At 60.6% G+C, this 17272-nt stretch carries 20 protein-coding genes; 11 read left to right on the forward strand and 9 right to left on the reverse strand.

Annotated features, from left to right (window positions below):
- Position 1 precedes the first annotated feature (1 nt).
- The 4 genes from hmuQ to G6N74_RS00290 form a co-directional block, all read right to left on the reverse strand.
- Positions 2-316: a heme-degrading protein HmuQ gene (gene hmuQ / locus G6N74_RS00275; protein WP_091912399.1), complete on the reverse strand. Its 315-nt coding sequence runs from the start codon at positions 314-316 to the stop codon at positions 2-4.
- 11 nt (positions 317-327) lie between these two features.
- A complete protein-coding gene (locus tag G6N74_RS00280; protein ID WP_165113092.1) occupies positions 328-606 on the reverse strand; it encodes a hypothetical protein in 279 nt (92 codons plus the stop codon).
- A 61-nt stretch (positions 607-667) separates the two neighbouring features.
- Positions 668-1114: a hypothetical protein gene (locus tag G6N74_RS00285; RefSeq protein ID WP_165113094.1), complete on the reverse strand. Its 447-nt coding sequence runs from the start codon at positions 1112-1114 to the stop codon at positions 668-670.
- A gap of 95 nt (positions 1115-1209) precedes the next feature.
- Entirely contained in the window at positions 1210-3261 is a 2052-nt protein-coding gene (locus tag G6N74_RS00290; RefSeq protein ID WP_246245598.1) for a TonB-dependent receptor domain-containing protein, read from the reverse strand.
- 236 nt (positions 3262-3497) lie between these two features.
- On the opposite strand from G6N74_RS00290, the gene hemP reads away from it, so the two are divergent.
- From hemP to G6N74_RS00315, 5 genes are read left to right on the forward strand one after another with little or no spacing between them, the layout of a single operon-like run.
- Positions 3498-3707, forward strand: coding sequence for a hemin uptake protein HemP (gene hemP / locus G6N74_RS00295; protein WP_165113098.1), 210 nt, complete (start codon positions 3498-3500; stop codon positions 3705-3707).
- Positions 3708-3722: 15 nt separating this feature from the next.
- A complete protein-coding gene (locus G6N74_RS00300; RefSeq protein ID WP_165113100.1) occupies positions 3723-4787 on the forward strand; it encodes a hemin-degrading factor in 1065 nt (354 codons plus the stop codon).
- Positions 4788-4798: 11 nt separating this feature from the next.
- Positions 4799-5698, forward strand: coding sequence for a heme/hemin ABC transporter substrate-binding protein (locus tag G6N74_RS00305; protein ID WP_165113102.1), 900 nt, complete (start codon positions 4799-4801; stop codon positions 5696-5698).
- A gap of 44 nt (positions 5699-5742) precedes the next feature.
- On the forward strand, positions 5743-6813 hold the full coding sequence (locus G6N74_RS00310) for a FecCD family ABC transporter permease (protein WP_205826499.1): 1071 nt from the start codon (positions 5743-5745) through the stop codon (positions 6811-6813).
- Positions 6814-6825: 12 nt separating this feature from the next.
- Entirely contained in the window at positions 6826-7617 is a 792-nt protein-coding gene (locus tag G6N74_RS00315; RefSeq protein WP_165113106.1) for a heme ABC transporter ATP-binding protein, read from the forward strand.
- Here the strand turns inward: G6N74_RS00315 and G6N74_RS00320 are convergent.
- Both G6N74_RS00320 and rirA read right to left on the reverse strand, forming a co-directional pair.
- The gene (locus tag G6N74_RS00320; protein ID WP_165113108.1) at positions 7614-8075 is read right to left on the reverse strand and encodes a hypothetical protein; all 462 of its coding nucleotides are present in this window, start codon (positions 8073-8075) and stop codon (positions 7614-7616) included. The genes G6N74_RS00315 and G6N74_RS00320 overlap by 4 nt on opposite strands.
- Before the next feature lie 55 nt (positions 8076-8130).
- Positions 8131-8595 carry an iron-responsive transcriptional regulator RirA gene (gene rirA / locus G6N74_RS00325; protein WP_165113110.1) on the reverse strand — a complete coding sequence of 155 codons (465 nt, stop codon included), beginning with the start codon at positions 8593-8595 and terminating at the stop codon, positions 8131-8133.
- A gap of 312 nt (positions 8596-8907) precedes the next feature.
- Here rirA and G6N74_RS00330 point away from each other — a divergent pair, with 312 nt between their 5' ends.
- The 4 genes from G6N74_RS00330 (at position 8908) to G6N74_RS00345 (ending at position 12134) form a co-directional block, all read left to right on the forward strand.
- Entirely contained in the window at positions 8908-9486 is a 579-nt protein-coding gene (locus G6N74_RS00330) for a GNAT family N-acetyltransferase (RefSeq protein WP_165113112.1), read from the forward strand.
- A 165-nt stretch (positions 9487-9651) separates the two neighbouring features.
- Positions 9652-10929 carry a DUF445 domain-containing protein gene (locus G6N74_RS00335; RefSeq protein ID WP_165113114.1) on the forward strand — a complete coding sequence of 426 codons (1278 nt, stop codon included), beginning with the start codon at positions 9652-9654 and terminating at the stop codon, positions 10927-10929.
- Between the two features lie 68 nt (positions 10930-10997).
- On the forward strand, positions 10998-11429 hold the full coding sequence (locus tag G6N74_RS00340) for a phasin family protein (protein ID WP_165113116.1): 432 nt from the start codon (positions 10998-11000) through the stop codon (positions 11427-11429).
- Positions 11430-11645: 216 nt separating this feature from the next.
- Positions 11646-12134, forward strand: a complete 489-nt coding sequence (locus tag G6N74_RS00345; RefSeq protein WP_165113118.1) for a MaoC family dehydratase — start codon at positions 11646-11648, stop codon at positions 12132-12134.
- A gap of 65 nt (positions 12135-12199) precedes the next feature.
- On the opposite strand, the gene maiA is transcribed toward G6N74_RS00345, so the two are convergent.
- Positions 12200-12850: a maleylacetoacetate isomerase gene (gene maiA / locus G6N74_RS00350; RefSeq protein ID WP_165113120.1), complete on the reverse strand. Its 651-nt coding sequence runs from the start codon at positions 12848-12850 to the stop codon at positions 12200-12202.
- Between the two features lie 224 nt (positions 12851-13074).
- Here maiA and G6N74_RS00355 point away from each other — a divergent pair, with 224 nt between their 5' ends.
- Positions 13075-13758 carry a response regulator gene (locus tag G6N74_RS00355; protein WP_091912441.1) on the forward strand — a complete coding sequence of 228 codons (684 nt, stop codon included), beginning with the start codon at positions 13075-13077 and terminating at the stop codon, positions 13756-13758.
- Positions 13759-13915: 157 nt separating this feature from the next.
- On the opposite strand, the gene G6N74_RS00360 is transcribed toward G6N74_RS00355, so the two are convergent.
- Positions 13916-15256, reverse strand: a complete 1341-nt coding sequence (locus tag G6N74_RS00360; protein ID WP_165113122.1) for an ATP-binding response regulator — start codon at positions 15254-15256, stop codon at positions 13916-13918.
- A gap of 11 nt (positions 15257-15267) precedes the next feature.
- On the reverse strand, positions 15268-16383 hold the full coding sequence (locus tag G6N74_RS00365) for an FIST N-terminal domain-containing protein (RefSeq protein ID WP_165113124.1): 1116 nt from the start codon (positions 16381-16383) through the stop codon (positions 15268-15270).
- A gap of 317 nt (positions 16384-16700) precedes the next feature.
- Here G6N74_RS00365 and G6N74_RS00370 point away from each other — a divergent pair, with 317 nt between their 5' ends.
- Positions 16701-17210 (forward strand): (2Fe-2S)-binding protein, encoded by a 510-nt coding sequence (locus tag G6N74_RS00370; RefSeq protein ID WP_165113126.1) that lies wholly within the window; start codon positions 16701-16703, stop codon positions 17208-17210.
- The last annotated feature ends 62 nt before the right edge of the window (positions 17211-17272 follow it).

A 17272-nucleotide genomic window follows, 5' to 3' on the forward strand; every position in this document is an offset into this window, starting at 1 on the left:
TTCATGCGCCTTCGACGACCGAGAATCCCTCGAACTGAGGATGGCCGATATAGGCGGGTTTGGTCGCACCGGCGTTCTTGTGGGCGGCGCGGAAGTTTTCCGACTTCGTCCAGGCGACAAAATCCTCGTAGCTTGCCCAGACCGTATGCGAGGCAAACAGGGTATAGCCTTCAGCCTCGTTCAAAGACCCGCGCAGGAGATGAAACTCCTTGAACCCGGTCATTTCCGAAAGCTTCGAATCCCGGCCTTTCCAGACATTCTCGAAAGCCTCTTCCGAGCCTGCCTGCACCTTGAAGCGGTTCATTGCGATATACATTTTCGTCTCCTTCAGATGTTGCGCCGGGAAGGCGCATGTTCTCTTGGCGCATTGCGCGCTTCGTCGGTGGTCGGAAACCTGATTACCCCATCCGGCGTCTCGGAGCCAAGTTTCGTGACCGGGTTCGGACCTGCCTGAACCGATCCCGTGTCCTGATGGTGGCCAATATCCACGACATTTGAATTCTGTGCGGTCACATTTTCGCGCCCGCGCAGAAGCGCGAGCAATTCAGGTCTAAGGCCGTCGCCGCGTGAGGTGGCGAGGCTGTGAAGTCCGGTCAATGGCAGCATGAAGGTCTTTCCTCATTGAAGTTCGGCATGCGGCCATAGAGCCCGGCAGCGGGAAGAGCCGTCACACGCCAAAGGCGATGCCGGTTTTCGTCCCCGTCTTGAGCTGGCGCATGCAGGCGGCGGGCTCGACGCCGGTGCCGGCGCACTCTGTTGCGTGGTTGATCAGCACCCGGCTGATCTTGGCGCAATCGGCTCCGGCTAGGTCGAAGCGGGTCACCTTGGTTTTGCCGACCGGCAGTTCCTTGAAATCGAGAACGGTCAGGCGATCGACCACGCCGCTTTCATTGAACAGCGCGATCTCGAAGGCCGCCCTGGAGAGTTCGGAGCCGAGCGCGTTATTGACCACGAAGGTCAGCCGGCAGCCCTTGTCGGAAGGCTGGGCGCCGTTCAGTTCGAGGGTCAGGGCAGGCGCCGGCGCGGTTTCCTGAGAATGCGCTGAGGCAATCGGCAGGCATGAAATCGCCGCGGCTGCGACGATGAGACGGGCTGAAGTCAGGGTGGTGTTCATGGATGTCCCCAATTGGCTGGTCTGGTCGTTTCAAAAAACTCACCGGCGAATGGACTTCGCCGGTGAGCGCTGGAGTGTCGCCTCGTTCCGGGAGGTCAGAACTGGAACTGCGTCGACACGTGGAATGTCCGGCCCTGGCCGGAGCCGATGGTGCTCAGCGCCGGTGTGTATTGCTTGTCGAACAGGTTGGTGACCTTGAAAGCCACATCCACATTCTCGTTGACCTTGTAGTTCGTGAACAGGTCGACGGTCGTGTAGCTCGGCGTCTTCACGTTAATCGGCGTGAAGGTCGGATCATTGGCATTGCCGACATTCGTCACCCCGTTCGAGACATAGTTGACCCGTGTGCCGACCTCCAGCTTCTGCTCGAGGAAGCGCCCACCGAGTGTCAGAGCGATGATGTCGTCCGGCAGGTAGCTCAGCGCGCCAAGGCCCGGCTGCTGGCTCGGCAGCTTGGTGTCGGTGTGCGTGTAGGCGATACCACCGAAAGCCAGGCCGAGATCATAGGTGGCGGCAAGCTCGATGCCGCTCTGGCGTGCTTCACCCGGAACATTCACATATTCGAACATGAAGAACTGCGGATTGAAGCGGGCCGCGATGAAATCCTCGACCTTCATGTTGTAGTAGCTGGCCTTGACCCGCAGGCTGTCATCGGCAGTGAACAGGCCGTCGCGTTTCACATTGACGCCGACTTCCCATCCCTTTTGCGATTCGGGCTTCAGGTCTGGATTGGGCAGGAAGCTTGCCGAAGTGCCGCCGGGATGATCGCCGCCGACCATGGTTTCCTGCACGGTTGGTGCGCGCATCGACTGCGAATAGGTGACATAGGGCTGAAACCAGTCGAGTGGTTTGACCGCCAGCGTTACCTTCGGATTGAGCGCCCCCTTCGACTGGTCGACGGTATAGGCGCCACCCGCACGGGGCCCTGCATCGGCTGTTCCGTCCAGATTGTAGAAGTCGTAACGCAGCGCGCCGACCAGTTCGAACATGCCGTAGGTGAAGGTGTTTTCCGAAAACACCGCACCGGTGCGGCTGTGGGCATTGGCGGGGTTCACGCCGCCATTGATCGAGGTGACCTTGTCCGTAAAATATTCAACGCCGTTTTCGGACTTCACCGCGATCTCACCGAAATCCATCAGCGAGGTGTTGGACACGTCGAACCCGACACCGCGGTCATTGATCTTGCGTCCTACGGAGGTCGCAAATGGCGATGTACTTTTTAGATATTCCATCTGGATGTCATTGTAGTAGCCGTTGACCTTGAGATGGATCAGGTCGTTTCCTGTCGGGTCGTAACGATAGTTGGCAGTCGCCGTGCGATTCTTGACCTGCTGCTCGTAGGAGTTGGCGGTGAAATCGTTCTGGTAGAAGATGCTACCAAGCGATAGGCGGTGATCCTCGCCGAAGCCGAAATCGGCCTTCAACAGGCCCGACACCAGATCCTGCCCGGTATATGGCACAGTCTCACCGTCACCGTTCTTGAAGTCGTTGGAATCGCGCTTGCTGATTGCCGCTGCAAGTCCGACCGCATCCCGCTTCACACCGCCCGCCAGCATTTCGGAGAAGCCGACGCCGTTGCTGCCCCAGGAGGCGCGGCCGAGCAGGCCGTATTCCTGGCCGTCACGCACGATGTCCTCGACGCCGATGGTGCGGAAATTGACAGAGCCGGCCAAGCCGCCGCCGCCCGCCGTTGAAACAGCGCCGCGCTCGACATCGATCTCTGTCAGGAAGTTGGGATCGACATAGGTGAAGCCGCCGGCCTCATGGCCGGTGAAGCGGAAGCTCTGGCGCACGCCGTCGATCATCGAATTGACGCGGCCCGAACCTTCGAAGCCGCGAATGTTGACGGCAATGCCCGGCTGCTGCGGGTTTTCGCGGGTAAACGTCCCTGGCACCGAGCGCAGAACGTCGTCGAGGTTTTCACGCCCGAGCTTTTCGAGCGTCTTCTTGTCGACTTTGCCGACGCTCGCCGGGACGTCCTCCGGCTCGCCAGTGCTGTCTCCGGCACCTGCTCGCCCGCTGGTGATGACAACGCGCTCAAGCTGCGTCACGCGATCCTGCTTTTCGGCCTCGTTCGTTTCCTGGGCTCTTGCCCCGATTGTTCCGACCAATACGGTCACTGCTGCTCCGCCAAGCAGAACAGCCATATTTCGTGCCACCAGCCCCATGTCCCAAAGCTCTCCGGTATGTGTTTCATGCGTGCTGGCTCGGTGCTTGCTGGCATTTTTTCATTGATGCCGGAGTGATTTAAATCTTGACTCGTTTACTCCGGTATTGCACTGACTATTGAACATGATGTTTTGAGTCAAGATTGATTTCAAGGCCGGAACAGAGGTCATCCGACAGGGGAGGCCAAGTTCCAAAACGAAAGGGTCCGACGACCATGAACAGCCACAATCACCAGGACTTCCACCACCGCAACCGGCGGCCTTTCAACGAAGCGCCGCGGCGTCCCGAACCGCAGCATTTTCCGACACGCACAGTCTTGAGTTCATCGCTCTTCAACGGTGACCACGAGATCGGCATCGACCATGGCGGATCGCTCTACCGGCTGAAGATCACCCGCCAGGGCAAGCTCATCCTCAACAAGTAAGCTCAGGACTTTTCCATGGACGCTCGCGTTAAACCCGCGCCACAAGCAATCCGTCTGGCGAGAGCCGACAATCCCAAAATGCGCGAACGCGATCTCGCAAGCCAACTCGGCATCTCCGAGGCCGAGTTGGTTGCGGCGCATTGCGGCGAGGGGGTCGTTCGCGTGGAGCCCCGCGTCAATGACCTGCTGACCGGCCTCGAGTCCGTCGGCGAGGTGATGGCGCTGACCCGCAATGAAAGTGCCGTCCATGAAAAAATCGGCATCTACGACAAGGTCGTAACCGGCAATCACAACGCCATGGTGCTCGGCGAAAACATTGACTTGCGCATATTCCCGAAAATCTGGGCGCATGGTTTTGCCGTCGAAAAGCGCGACGGCGGCGAAATCCGCCGAAGCCTGCAGTTCTTCGACAAGGAAGGCGAGGCGGTGCACAAGGTGCATCTGCGCAGCACCTCCAATCTCTATGCCTATCAGAAGCTCGTGGCCGATCTCGCCTCCGTCGATCAGCGACAGACGTTGGATCTTAGCTATGAGGACACGGCCGATGACGGCGCAGAACTGCCGGAGACCTCAACCAGCATCGACGATTTGCGCGATCGCTGGAGCAAGCTTACCGACACGCATCAGTTCTTCGGCATGTTGCGCACATTGAAACTGTCGCGCCAGCAGGCCGTTCGGATGGTGGGGCAGGACTATGCCTGGCTGGTCGACAACGATGCGTTGGCCGCGATGCTGCATCATGCCGCCGAGGGCGAGACGCCGATCATGTGCTTTGTCGGCAATCGCGGCTGCATCCAGATCCATTCGGGGCCGGTCAGGAACATCAAGCCGATGGGGCCGTGGATCAATATCCTCGACGAGACCTTCCACATGCACCTGCGGATGGATCACGTCGGCGAGGTCTGGGCGGTGCGCAAGCCGACGAAAGACGGTCACGTCACCTCGCTCGAGGCCTATGGCGCCGACGGCAAGATGATCATCCAGTTCTTCGGAAAGCGGCATGAAGGGCAAAGCGAGCGCGAGGACTGGCGCTTCATTGCAGAGAACCTGCCGCGCATTCCGACTTCGACGGCGGCCTGAGGGGCAGTTCCATGAGCATCTTCAATCGTATTGCCCGCGGCGCATGTGCTGCCTTCGTGGCTGCGTCCGTCATCGGCGCAGCGACAGTCGCATCCGCGGAAGAAGGCAAGGCCGTATTTCCCGACACGTCGCGGCTCGTTTCCATCGGTGGATCGATAACGGAAATCGTCTATGCGTTGGGTGAGGAGGGCAAGCTGATCGCCCGCGATTCGACCGGCACATACCCCGAGGCGGCGAAGGCGCTGCCCGATGTCGGCTATATGCGGGCTCTGTCTCCCGAAGGCGTGCTGTCGGTCAATCCATCCGGCATTCTGGCGCTTGCCGGCAGCGGTCCGAAGGAAGCCGTCGATGTCCTGAGGAAAGCCAGCGTCACCTTCATCGAAGTGCCTGAAACTTTCGATCATGCCGGAATCCTGGAAAAAATCCGGGTCGTCGGCAAGGCGCTCGGTGCAGACGCCAAGGCCGACGCTCTGGAAGCCTCCGTCGATGCCGACCTCAAGGAGGCCGAAAAACTCACTGCCGATGTGAAGGAGCGCAAGCGCGTGTTGTTCATTCTCAGCATGCAGGGCGGCAAGATACTGGCTGCCGGCAGCGACAATGCCGCAGACGGCATCATCAAGCTGGCGGGCGGCGTCAATGCCGTCGAAGGTGTGCCGGGTTACAAGCAGCTTTCCGAGGAAGCGGTGGTGACCGCCAAGCCGGACGTCATTTTGATGATGAATCGCGGTGGTGATCATGCGGCCGCTGCCGACGATCTCTTTGCCCATCCGGGCATCGCGTCTACGCCGGCGGCCGAGAACAAGAAACTGGTGCAGATGGATGGCAGCTACCTGCTCGGCTTCGGCCCGCGCACCGCCGGCGCCATTCGCGATCTTGCCATCGCACTTTATGGCGACGCGATAAAAGACTGATTGGAAATAGCGTGGCGGATACATTGGCCGACAGGTTCGGCGATATGGAAAAGCGCGCGGCGGCGGGTGACCGCTCGGCGCGCGCAAGATTCACCATCGGCATTCTGTGCGTGCTGCTTGGCCTGACCGTATTGTTCAGCCTTGCCTCCGGCGCGTCGGATGCTTCGGCTGTCACCGTGGTGCGCGACTGGCTGTTTCCGTCGCTGTCGGATGGCTCTGCCCTTTCCGCGCGCGACCGCATCATCGTCTACGACATCCGCCTGCCGCGCGTCATTCTGGGCGTGCTGATCGGGGCTGCCCTTGCCGTGTCCGGGGCGGTCATGCAGGGCCTGTTCCGCAATCCGCTGGCCGATCCCGGCCTTGTTGGCGTCTCATCGGGTGCCGGCCTTGGCGCCATCGTCGTCATCGTGCTTGGCGGCACGGTGCTCGGGCCGGTGCTGGCGATCTTCGGCATCTACACTTTGCCGCTGGCCGCCTTCTTTGGTGGGCTAGCGACAACCTTGTTGCTCTATCGCGTCGCGACCCGGCGCGGACAGACTTCAATTGCCACCATGCTGCTTGCCGGCATCGCGCTCGGCGCGTTAACGGGAGCGCTGTCCGGCATTCTTGTTTATCTCGCCGACGACCGGCAGCTTCGCGATCTGACCTTCTGGGGGCTCGGTTCTCTGGCGGGTGCGACGTGGACCAAGATTGCGGCAGCGGGGCCGATTATCGTGCTGGTGCTGATCGTCTCGCCGTTCCTGGCGCGTGCGCTCAACGCGCTGGCGCTGGGTGAGGCCACCGCCAACCATCTCGGCATACCGGTGCAACGTTTCAAGAATGTCGCCATCGTCGCGGTTGCCGCCGCCACCGGGGCTTCGGTGGCCGTCAGCGGAGGCATCGGCTTCGTCGGTATCGTCGTGCCGCATCTGCTGCGCCTGCTGATCGGGCCGGACAACCGCTATCTGCTGCCGGCTTCCGCGCTGCTCGGCGCATCCATGCTGCTCGTTGCCGATGCAATCAGCCGGACGATCGTCGCGCCGGCAGAACTGCCGATCGGCATCATCACGGCATCGGTCGGCGGGCCGTTCTTCCTGTGGATATTGCTGCGCAAGCGCGGCCTGCTGGACCTCTAGGGAGCAATGGCCATGATCGAAGCCCGCGACGTGTCCGTGTCCATCGGTGCCAAGCGCATCATCTCGAATGTCGATTTCGACATGAGGCCGGGCGAGGTGGCGGCGATCGTCGGTCCGAACGGTTCGGGCAAGACGACCTTCCTCAGGGCGCTTACCGGAGAATTGCCCTATACAGGCAGCATCGCCATCAACAATCGCGACCTGGCGACCCTGAAGTCCTGGGAGGCGGCGGCCATGCGCGCGGTGCTGCCGCAGGCGACAGCACTTTCCTTTCCTTTCACGGTGCGTGAGATCGTCAAGCTCGGGCTTCTGGGCGGCCGCTCCGGCGCGCTGCCAGGCGAGGACGACCGCCTGCCGGACCGGGCGCTGTCACGCGTCGATCTGGACGGCTTTGCCGGCCGGTTCTACCAGGAGCTTTCCGGCGGCGAGCAACAGCGGGTGCAGCTTGCCCGGGTGCTCTGCCAGGTCTGGGCGCCGGTGCTGGACGGAAAGCCGCGCTATCTGTTTCTCGACGAGCCGGTTTCCAGCCTCGACATCAAGCACCAGCTCATCATCATGAACATCGCCCGCGATTTCGCCCGGCGCGGCGGCGGGGTGGTGGCGATCCTGCACGACCTAAACCTGACGGCGATGTTTGCCGACCGCATCTTCGTCATGCATCGCGGCAGACTGGCAGCCGCCGGCTCGCCGCAGGATGTGCTCAGCGACGAACTGATCTCGAAGGTGTTCGAATGCCGGCTGAAGGTCGGCGCGCTGCCTGCCGGCAACGTGCCGTTCGTGCTCCCGCAATCGGCGGGGCTTTAAGCGCTGGGCCCCAAAAGCCTTCTTTTCAAGCCCGCAAGGAAGCCCCTAGCAGGTTTTTCGTCAGCGGGCACCGTGACTTGGTCGCGATAATCCTGGAAATCCATCCATTCAGCTTCAGGGGTTGCCGCGTGATGCATCCATTCGCCCGGCAATAAAACGTACCAGCCATATCGAGCGGAAAATTCCTTCAGAAGCGGGAATAAATCACCGCCGCCACGAACATGGATCATGATACCGTCAAGAGGTTCTGATCCTGCCAGGTTGAATTCGAGCGAGATGCCGTTTTTGTCATACTCGCCCCAGCCGCCATCTTCCCACCTAGTGCCTTGTAAGACGGCGGAAATCTTTGCCTGCACATCGCTTCTGGAACCAAGTGGAAGAGGCTTCCAGTCACTGGGCATTTCATCGACAGGCTGTGGTGGAGAACTGGCAGCGTGAACCAGAATATCCCAACTCATAGAAGGCCCCTCCGTATTTTACGAAGTTGCCACAACGTGGTTGCGATGAAAATACTCAGGCAGCAGGCGCGCGGCGTTCCACCAGCAGATCGATGCCGAGCAGGCTGCGCACATTGGGCCGTGCCTTGACGAGGTCTGCGATCGTGTAGCGCGCGAGCACTTCGAAGAAGGCGTTCAGTGCTTCTCGCAGCGCCGAGTTCAACGCGCAGCTGTCGACCAGCGGGCATTCGGCCGCGTCGTTCTCGAAGCATTCGGCCATGGCGAAATTCTCTTCCGTCACGCGCACCACGTCGAACAGATTGATCTTGTCGGCGGCACGTCCGAGCCGGACGCCACCATTGCGGCCGCGCACGGTTTCCACCAGGCCGTTTTCGACCAGCGGCTGCAGGATCTTGAACAGGAATAGTTCCGACACGGAATAGGCGGCGGCAATCTCAGGTATCCGGCTCAGCCGGTCGTCATTGGCAGCGCAATACATGAGGATGCGCATGGCGTAGTTCGTCTGGCGGGTGAGCCGCATGGTCGTTTCCTTCGCAGCACCGGCTGAAACCGATTTCCGAACGGCTCAAGCCAAGACAGGCGCGATCTCTCGAGTCGTTGGATCGCTTTCATTCCTGAATATGGCCTACAGTCTAGAATAATTCCAGACAAGAAGCGAAAATACCTTCTCCTTTTGGTCATATTTTTGGCGTTGATGCTGCGGCTGCGTCCGGTATTCCATTTTTGCAATGCTGACCTTTACGTAAAGGGATTGCATTTCATGGTGCGGCGCACAATATAATCACTGTCGAGAGTCGTAGACTCGGGGAGGAACCCACGAGAAGTACGACACATGCAAAACAATACGCTCAATCACGTTCCGCTGACCGGTATCATCAGGCAGCTCCGGCCTTCCGACCTCCCGCGCTTCCGCGAACATCTTCTCAGGCTCGATGCCGTGAGCCGGCGTGACCGCTTCAATGGCGCGACGGACGACGATTTCATCGCCAGCTATGCCGACCGCAGCTTTGCGCAAGGCACCACCGTCATCGGTTATGTCGAAGACGACAAGGTCTTCGGGGCGGCCGAACTGCACGAACGGCCTGAAATTGCCGAGCCGACGGGCGAGATCGCCTTCAGCGTCGAGCGCCATCTTCAGCACCGCCATATCGGCGGGCGCCTGTTCGAGCGCCTGATCGCAAATGCGCGCGGGCTGGGCTACACCAAACTTCTGGTGACGACCCATCCGCAGAATGTCGCGATGAAGGCCTTGGCGCGCAAGTTCAACGCAGCGCTTTCCTTCGAGGACGGCGAGACCGTAGGCGTTATCGACCTCGGCCAGCGTTCCTTTGCCGCGCTCGATCTCGTCGCTCCCAAACCGTTCGGCCTGTCGCCGCTGCGCGATATTCCCAAGATGCTTGCCGGCAGGTGAGGGCGCCTGTCCCGCGTTCGCCCTTGATCCCTGCCTGTAGTGAAGGCCCGCGCAAGCGGGCCTTTTTCATGTCTTCCATCTGGTAAGCCCCATATGTCTGGCGAGCCGAATGGCGGGGTCGCTCATGGATGATAGTGTGCGCCCTTTCGACAACCGGATGAGCATATGAACCAGGCATCGGCAATCAACCCGGAAAACGCGGAGAAGCTTGCAGCACTCCGCCGCACCAAATTCATCGCCACCGGCGCTTTGTGCCTGTGTGTTGCCGTCTTCATCGCGGCGAAGCTGTTGCAACCGCGCTTTCCGTGGCTTGGTTTCGTCGCAGCTTTCGCCGAGGCGGCCACCATCGGCGGGCTAGCCGACTGGTATGCCGTCGTGGCGCTGTTCAAGCGGCCGCTCGGCCTGCCGATCCCGCATACGGCGATCATTCCGTCCAATCAGGAGCGCATTGCCGACAATCTCGGCCGCTTCATCGAGGTCAATTTCCTGGCGCCGGGGCCGGTGCGCGAAAAGCTCGGCGAGGTTGATTTTTCTGCTTTGGTCGCCGACTGGCTGTCCGACCGGCAGAGGGCGGAAGGTCTGTCACGTTTCGTCGCGCGGCTGGTGCCGCAGACGCTTGCGGCCATCGATCAGTCCGGCCTGCGCGGCTTCGTTTCCGAGCGCATGCTGGAGCAGGTGGAAAAGGTGCCGCTCGCGCCCCTGGCCGCAGAGCTTCTATCTGCCTTCACCGATGACCGCCGTCACCAGAAACTGTTCGACCAGTTCACCAAGGTGGTCGGAAAATTCCTCTCCGATGAGGAAGCGCTGGCGGTGATGCGTGAAAAGATCCGCGAGGAACTGCCGTCGCTGTTCAATCTGTTCCGCGCCGACGCCTATCTGCTCAAGAAGATCGTCGCTTCCGCTGGTTCGCTGCTGGAAGAGGTGCGGGCCGATCAGGATCATCCGATGCGGCAGGAGTTCGACCGTTTCGTTGAAAAATTCATCGCCGATCTGCGCAATTCCAAAACCTACGCGAAACGTGCCGAAAAGCTGAAGCGCGATTTTCTCGCCCGGCCCGAGCTGAAGGCACTGGCCGGCGACATGTGGGAAAGCCTGCGCAACCTGATCGAACAGGATGCGCGCGCCGAAAACTCCATGATCCGCAGCCATCTCGCCGGCATGTTTGTCGAGGTCGGCCGTCAGCTTGCCGGCGACGAGAAAATCCGCGCCGACATGAACCAGGGTTTTGTCGTGGCGCTGGCCTCTTTCGTTGAGAGCCAGAAAAGCGGTGTCTCGAGCTTCATCGCCGAGCAGGTGAAGCGCTGGGATCTCGGCCAACTCACGCGCCTCATCGAAATGAACATCGGGCGCGACCTGCAATATATCCGCTTCAACGGCATGCTCATCGGCGGCATAGCCGGGCTGGCGCTTTACGTGATCGAGCTCGTCTTTCTCGTGAATTGACCCGCGCGGTCATCGGCCTATCTTCTCCTTGACCGCGTTCGACACCGGCGCGCGAAAGGGAGGAAATGATGGCCAAGGCACCTGAGACCGATACCTTCATGGACATGTTCAAGCGGCTTGGCGAGGAGCTGAAGCTGCCGCGCTTCGATGTCGACTCCATTCTCGCCCATCACCGCAAGAACCTGGAAGCGTTGCAGAAATCCGCCTCGGCCGGTGCATCGGGCGCATCAAGCCTCATGTCGCGGCAGCGCGAGATCATGCAGGACACGGTGCGCGAGATCACGGAGATGGCGCAGGGTTTCCGCACGCCCGGCAACCCGCAGGAGATGATGTCGAAGCAGGCCGATTTTGTGCACCGTTCCTTCGAGACCACGGTCAAGAACGCCAGCGAATCCGCCGAAATCATGCGCAAATCCGGTACGGAGTCGCTGGATATCCTGCGCAATCGCATCCGTGAGGCAATGGCGGAAATCCGGGAGGGATACGACCAGCGGAAGTAGTTGTTTCGGCGCATAGTTGGCCTGGGGCAGGTGCGTTCGAACGGCCATCATCTGTTCGGCTGATTGCCAAAGTCTGTCACGAAGGTCTTTTGCAGAGCGTCATAAACTGCTAGTTCCGGGCAGAAGTGGTCCGTTTGCGGGGAGCGTCTGATCCAGTGAGCGTACCTGTTTGTGCCGAAAACCTGCGCGCGTAAGCGTCGGAAAACGGAGAAACCGATGTCGAAACCGGCTTTGACATTCGCCACGCTCAAGGAAGCCGTCGGGCAGGAACTCGGCGTCTCGCAATGGACCACCGTCGACCAGACCCGGATCGATCAATTTGCCGACTGTACGGGCGACCATCAATGGATTCATGTCGATGCGGAGCGGGCGCGGCGCGAAAGTCCTTTCCGCGCGACGATCGCGCACGGCTTCCTGACGCTGTCGATCATCGGCTCGCTCGGCCAGGAGATCGGCGCAATTCCTGAAAATACGCAAGCCGCATTCAACTACGGGCTCGACAGGGTCCGGTTCGTCGCCCCGGTCCGGGCAGGCACGCGCGTTCGGCTGCGCTCGACCTTGGTATCGCTCGAGGATCGCGGTCCGGGCCAATATCTGATGAAGGCAAGCAACGTGATCGAGATCGAGGGCGACGAGCGGCCCGCGCTGATCGCCGACACGCTGATCATGCTTTATGAGCGTCGGCAGAAGAAGGCTGTTTGCTAAGTCTGGGTGCATCGAGCGCAGAAAACTGTCATTCACAGGCTGCCATCACCTGAATGTCGACACACCTATTCGGCGTCTGGCTGGTTCTTCGGGGCCGCTTTGATGAAGGCCGGCAACTCCAGGCAGGCCGCCGCGATCCGCGAAATCACCGGGTAGGGCTCCATATCGACATTGTAGCGGGCGTTGTTGACGACCTGCGCGACAAGGCAGATGTCGGCGAGGCCGGGCCGGTCGCCGTGACAAAACGTGCCGGTATCCTTGCTCTCGGCGAGAATCTTTTCAAGCGGTTGGAAGGTTTCGTTGACCCAGTGCCGGAACCAGTTGGCGACATCGTCGTCGCCGGCGCCATAGAGCGTGCGCAATGAAGTCAGTACCCGCAGATTGTTTATCGGGTGGATGTCGCAGGCGATCATCTGGGAGAGCATGCGCACGCGGGCGCGGCCGAGTGCATCGGCCGGCAACAAGGGCGGCTGCGGCACCGTTTCATCCAGGAATTCGATGATCGCCAGCGATTGCACCAGAAGCGTGCCGTCGTTCCAGATCAGGGCAGGGACAAACCCTTGCGGATTCACCGCGAGATAGGACGGTTCGAGATGTTCGCCGAAGCGCAGGTGATGGGGCACGTAGGTGTATTCCAGCCCCTTCATCTCCAGCGCAATGCGCACCCGGTAGGAGGTGGAGGAACGGAAATAATTATGCAGGATGATTTCGCTCACCAACGTTCCTCCCAGTGCATCTTGCGGGTCGTTTTCGCACGGCGAATGCGTCGCGTGTCGAAAAGCGGCCGATGTACTATTTGCCAATAATCGCTTGCGCTGCGCTCGGCTACTCTTGAATGATGCGGAATGAATCAGGGAATTAGAAAAAATGTCTTCTTTGGCTGGTCTGGCCGGACCACGGCATCCCTCGACGTCCGCACTTGCATGACGGAGAGTTGGCCATGAGCTCTGCCAACGAAACTGCCCGGTTCCTGATAATCGACGATCACCCGTTGTTTCGCGAGGCGCTGCACAGCGCGGTGCGCATGGCCTATCCGGATGTCGATACGGTGGAGGCGCGCTCCATCACCGAAGCGCTGGAACATCTGGCCGGGCCCAAGCCTTTCGATCTGGCGCTGCTGGACCTCTCTATGCCCGACGTTCATGGTTTCGACGGGTTGCTGCAACTGCGTACGCGCTACCCGCGCCTGCCGGTGGTCGTGGTTTCCGGTCACGAGGAGCCGAAGATCATTTCCGAGGCGCTGTCCTACGGTGCCGCCGGCTTCATCCCGAAATCCGTGCGCAAGACCGATCTCGCCAATGCCATCCGCTCCGTCATGGAAGGCGCGATCCATGTGCCGGAAAACTATGAGGGCCAGGCACCCGATGCCGAAAGTGCCGATCGGGCCGAAATGGTGCGCCGGCTCGCCAAGCTGACGCCGCAGCAGTTGCGTGTTCTGCAGATGCTGCGGCAGGGCCTTCTCAACAAGCAGATCGCCTTTGAGCTTCAGGTCGGCGAGACGACCGTGAAAGCGCATGTCTCGGAAATCCTGCGCAAGCTCAACGTCTACAGCCGCACCCAGGCGGTGATCGAGGTTTCGAAGCTCGACAATGCCGAGCTGTTCCGGGAGCAATCGGGATTCTAGGGGAGTAGGGGAATAAGGGAGTAGGGCAGTAGGGCAGTAGGGCAGTAGGGCAGTAGGGCAGTAGGGATTGGGGTTTCCAGAGCCCTTGCTGTCTCGACTAAATGCGTCGCGCGGAACTTAATTCCCTACTGCCTTACTGCCCTATTCCCCTACTCCCCTAAGCCAACAAATGCGCCAGCAGCGCCCGCAACTGCGCCGGCTTCAGCGGTTTGCGCATCAGTTCGACGCCGGCTTCGCGCGCCAGGCGTATTACGGCGTCGGAGCTGTCTCCGGTGACGATGAGCGCGGGCACCGCGCGTCCGAGATAGTCGCGAATTTCGGCGATGGTTGCGCTGCCGAGATCGCCGCCGTCGAGATGCTGGTCGGCAATGATGATATCGGGAATCCAGTTCGTATCGCCCAGCGCCTGCATTGCCAGCGCGGTCGAGGTCGCAGTCTTGACCGTGCACTGCCAGCGCTCAAGCAGTACGGTCATCGCCTCCAGAACCTCGATGTCGTTCTCGATCAGCAACACTTTGGTTCCGAACAGGCCGTAACCGCGTGGCCGTTCGGGCTCGCCAAGCAATGCCATGGGATCGGTAAAGGTGCCGACGACTACCGGCACGTCGAGATGGAAAATCGTTCCGCGTCCGACGATCGAGGAAAAGGCGATGGGATGGCCGAGCGCGCTGGTCATGCGGCGCACGATCGACAGGCCGAGGCCAAGCCCGCCGCCGGAAAGATCGGCGTCGGCGGAACCCGTGCCGCGGTGGAATTCCTCGAACACGGCCTCGTGCTGGTCTTCGGGAATGCCGCAGCCGGTGTCGACGATTGCGATCCTTATCCTGTCGCCGCGGTGCCGGATGCCGACCAGAACGCCGCCTTTGCGGGTGTAGCGTATAGCGTTGGAGACAATGTTCTGCAGGATGCGGCGCAGCAGCGTGCGATCTGAGCGCACCACCGCGTTTCCGGCATGGAACTTGAGTTTCAGCCCCTTCTGCGCGGCCAATGGCTGGAAATCGGATTTCAGCGACGAGAACAATTGATCAAGCGACACATCGCTGATCTCAGGTTCGACGACACCGGCGTCCAGCTTGGAAATGTCGAGCAGCGTGTGGAGCAGGTCCTCCATCGTTTCCAGCGAGCGCTCGACCTGCCGGACCAGCTTGCGGCCTTCTTCGCCGGCCTGAACCTCGGCCAGCGCCGACACCGACAGATGCGCCGCGTTGAGCGGTTGAAGGATGTCGTGGCTGGCAGCGGCGAGAAAGCGCGTCTTGGAAAGATTGGCGCGCTCGGCATTCTCCTTGGCGGCGACGAGATCGATATTGGACACCTCGAGCCGGCGCATCGTGGCGCGCAGCTCTTCCGTGCGGCTGCGTACCCGGTTTTCCAGGTTTATCGCGGTCTGGAACAGCGAAAAGGCGTTGCCCTGCTGGTCCATCGAACGCTCGACGCGGGAGATCAGCGCCTGATTGATTTTCTTCAGTTTCTCGATGTCATCGATCTGGCGCACGGACATTTCCCTGGCTCTTATTCCGCCGCCTGTCGCTGGCCGAAGGCGATGCCGATGAAGGTCTGATTAAGGTGCATGGAGCGATACTGCTCGCCATAGGTGCCGAAGCCGATCACGTTGTTGGCACGGTAGAGTTCCGAAATGTCGCGGAATACCTGACGGTTGCGAGCGTCGAGACGCCGCAGCACGCAGTCGAAGCCGAGAATCATGTCGATGCCGCCGAGCCGCTCACTGACGTTCTTCAACGCGGTGCGGGTCGATTCGACCATGCCGGTCGGCTTGGCTATGGACAGCACGATGCCATCGTCGATGGCGCAGAAGAAGGATAGCGAGCCGTCGGAATTCATCTTCTGGATCGAGCGGCAGTAATATTCACCACCGACACGCACGACGACCGGATGCGAGGCGAAGCTCAGCGGCGTCATGGCTCCATGAACGATGCCAACCGCCGCGGCGAATTCCTCGGCCGCCACGCCGGCATTGAATTCATAGACGATACGCCGCTCAGGATCGGACGAAGTGACGACGAGCTTGTCTTCGGTCGGCACGAAGTTTTCCGTCTTGAAGACGTGGAACGGGATTTCGGTCGACATCAGGATGATGACGGCGCAGTCGCTGTCGACATGGCCGTTCGAGATCAGCGCGGTCGTCTGGAATTTCAGGTCGTCGCCGGCGGAGCCGCCGATCAGGGGAATGTCGTCGAGCCCCCAGTGGATCGCCGATGTCACGGCCTCCTCGGTGTAGGAGAGGCCATCGATCAGGCAAAGCGCGAAGACATTGGCCGAATGGGTCGACCCGGTGCGGGAATAGAGCGTACGCCTCAAGGCTTCGACTTCGCCGGCGATATCATCCATACCGGAGGAAGAAAGGTTCCCGATCATTGTGCTGACGGCGGTGAAGGAGCGCTGCGGAAACAGCATTGCCAGGACGTGACCGTCCTCGAGCCCTGCAGGCGTTATCTCCCCGGCAGTGGAGCAACCGGCGTAGCTCAGGCCCGGTGCGTGAACCTTCAAGGCAGCGGAAAGCGATTCGGCATCCATCACCTGCTGCGAAAAGAAGAGAAGTGCAAAGCCGGCATCGATAGCGGCCGCTTCTTCGGCGACCGCCCGGGCAAATTCATCGGCGTCGGCCATGTCGGAAGTCAAAGCCGACAGGCCGCAGGCGTAGCTTGTCCGTGAACAGACCAGCGCAGTTCCTCCCAAAACCCACCTTCGACGTCCTCATCTTATGTCGAAGGCACACGCGTCTTGTGCATTCTTGCCCCCAGGCGTTAGTTTGGCAATGCCTGCATGCGGAACTCGTGTCCGAAAGTACAATATACGGGCATCTGGGCCGCCTGCATTCTCGCATCGTCGGGAATAATAAATGCATTTTGCCGCGCGTTTCGCGGCGACAGAATTCAGACCGTCCGGCCTTCGGCTGTGACGGGAACGGCACCGAGGGAGGTTTCATGTCGGAAGTATCGTTGGTTGTGAACGGCCGGCGCGTCGGCGGCGTGGTCGAGGACCGCACGCTGCTGGTCCAGTTCCTGCGCGAGCATGTCGGGCTCACCGGCACGCATGTCGGTTGCGACACGTCGCAATGCGGCGCCTGCGTCGTCCATGTCGACGGCAAGGCTGTCAAATCCTGCACAATGCTGGCCGCTCAGGCATCAGGCTCGACAGTGGTCACCATCGAAGGCCTGGCCAATGGCGCCGACCTGCATCCGGTGCAGGCGGCTTTCAAAGAGCATCACGGGCTGCAATGCGGCTTCTGCACGCCGGGCATGATCATGTCGGCGACAGATATGATCAATCGCCACCCGGAAGGCCTGGACGAAGCGACGGTGCGCGCGGAGCTCGAAGGCAATATCTGCCGCTGCACCGGCTATCACAACATCGTGAAAGCCATATTGGCAGCGTCGAAGACTAGGTCGAAGAGCAAGGGCAAGGTTGCGAGCAAGGCGAAGAAGGCGGCGTGAGACGAGGGCAATAGGGCAGTAAGTCACTGCGGTGTTCGTCCCCTACTGCCCTACTGCCATAT

This window comes from Mesorhizobium zhangyense (genome assembly GCF_011045115.1).
In the GTDB taxonomy this organism is placed as follows: domain Bacteria; phylum Pseudomonadota; class Alphaproteobacteria; order Rhizobiales; family Rhizobiaceae; genus Mesorhizobium_M; species Mesorhizobium_M zhangyense.

Coding starts and splice junctions, on each gene's coding strand:
- hmuQ (WP_091912399.1), bottom strand. CDS start 316: ATGTATATCGCAATGAACCGCTTCAAGGTGCAGGCAGGCTCGGAAGAG.
- G6N74_RS00280 (WP_165113092.1), bottom strand. CDS start 606: ATGCTGCCATTGACCGGACTTCACAGCCTCGCCACCTCACGCGGCGAC.
- G6N74_RS00285 (WP_165113094.1), bottom strand. CDS start 1,114: ATGAACACCACCCTGACTTCAGCCCGTCTCATCGTCGCAGCCGCGGCG.
- G6N74_RS00290 (WP_246245598.1), bottom strand. CDS start 3,261: ATGGCTGTTCTGCTTGGCGGAGCAGCAGTGACCGTATTGGTCGGAACA.
- hemP (WP_165113098.1), top strand. CDS start 3,498: ATGAACAGCCACAATCACCAGGACTTCCACCACCGCAACCGGCGGCCT.
- G6N74_RS00300 (WP_165113100.1), top strand. CDS start 3,723: ATGGACGCTCGCGTTAAACCCGCGCCACAAGCAATCCGTCTGGCGAGA.
- G6N74_RS00305 (WP_165113102.1), top strand. CDS start 4,799: ATGAGCATCTTCAATCGTATTGCCCGCGGCGCATGTGCTGCCTTCGTG.
- G6N74_RS00310 (WP_205826499.1), top strand. CDS start 5,743: ATGGAAAAGCGCGCGGCGGCGGGTGACCGCTCGGCGCGCGCAAGATTC.
- G6N74_RS00315 (WP_165113106.1), top strand. CDS start 6,826: ATGATCGAAGCCCGCGACGTGTCCGTGTCCATCGGTGCCAAGCGCATC.
- G6N74_RS00320 (WP_165113108.1), bottom strand. CDS start 8,075: ATGAGTTGGGATATTCTGGTTCACGCTGCCAGTTCTCCACCACAGCCT.
- rirA (WP_165113110.1), bottom strand. CDS start 8,595: ATGCGGCTCACCCGCCAGACGAACTACGCCATGCGCATCCTCATGTAT.
- G6N74_RS00330 (WP_165113112.1), top strand. CDS start 8,908: ATGCAAAACAATACGCTCAATCACGTTCCGCTGACCGGTATCATCAGG.
- G6N74_RS00335 (WP_165113114.1), top strand. CDS start 9,652: ATGAACCAGGCATCGGCAATCAACCCGGAAAACGCGGAGAAGCTTGCA.
- G6N74_RS00340 (WP_165113116.1), top strand. CDS start 10,998: ATGGCCAAGGCACCTGAGACCGATACCTTCATGGACATGTTCAAGCGG.
- G6N74_RS00345 (WP_165113118.1), top strand. CDS start 11,646: ATGTCGAAACCGGCTTTGACATTCGCCACGCTCAAGGAAGCCGTCGGG.
- G6N74_RS00355 (WP_091912441.1), top strand. CDS start 13,075: ATGAGCTCTGCCAACGAAACTGCCCGGTTCCTGATAATCGACGATCAC.
- G6N74_RS00360 (WP_165113122.1), bottom strand. CDS start 15,256: ATGTCCGTGCGCCAGATCGATGACATCGAGAAACTGAAGAAAATCAAT.
- G6N74_RS00365 (WP_165113124.1), bottom strand. CDS start 16,383: ATGGCCGACGCCGATGAATTTGCCCGGGCGGTCGCCGAAGAAGCGGCC.
- G6N74_RS00370 (WP_165113126.1), top strand. CDS start 16,701: ATGTCGGAAGTATCGTTGGTTGTGAACGGCCGGCGCGTCGGCGGCGTG.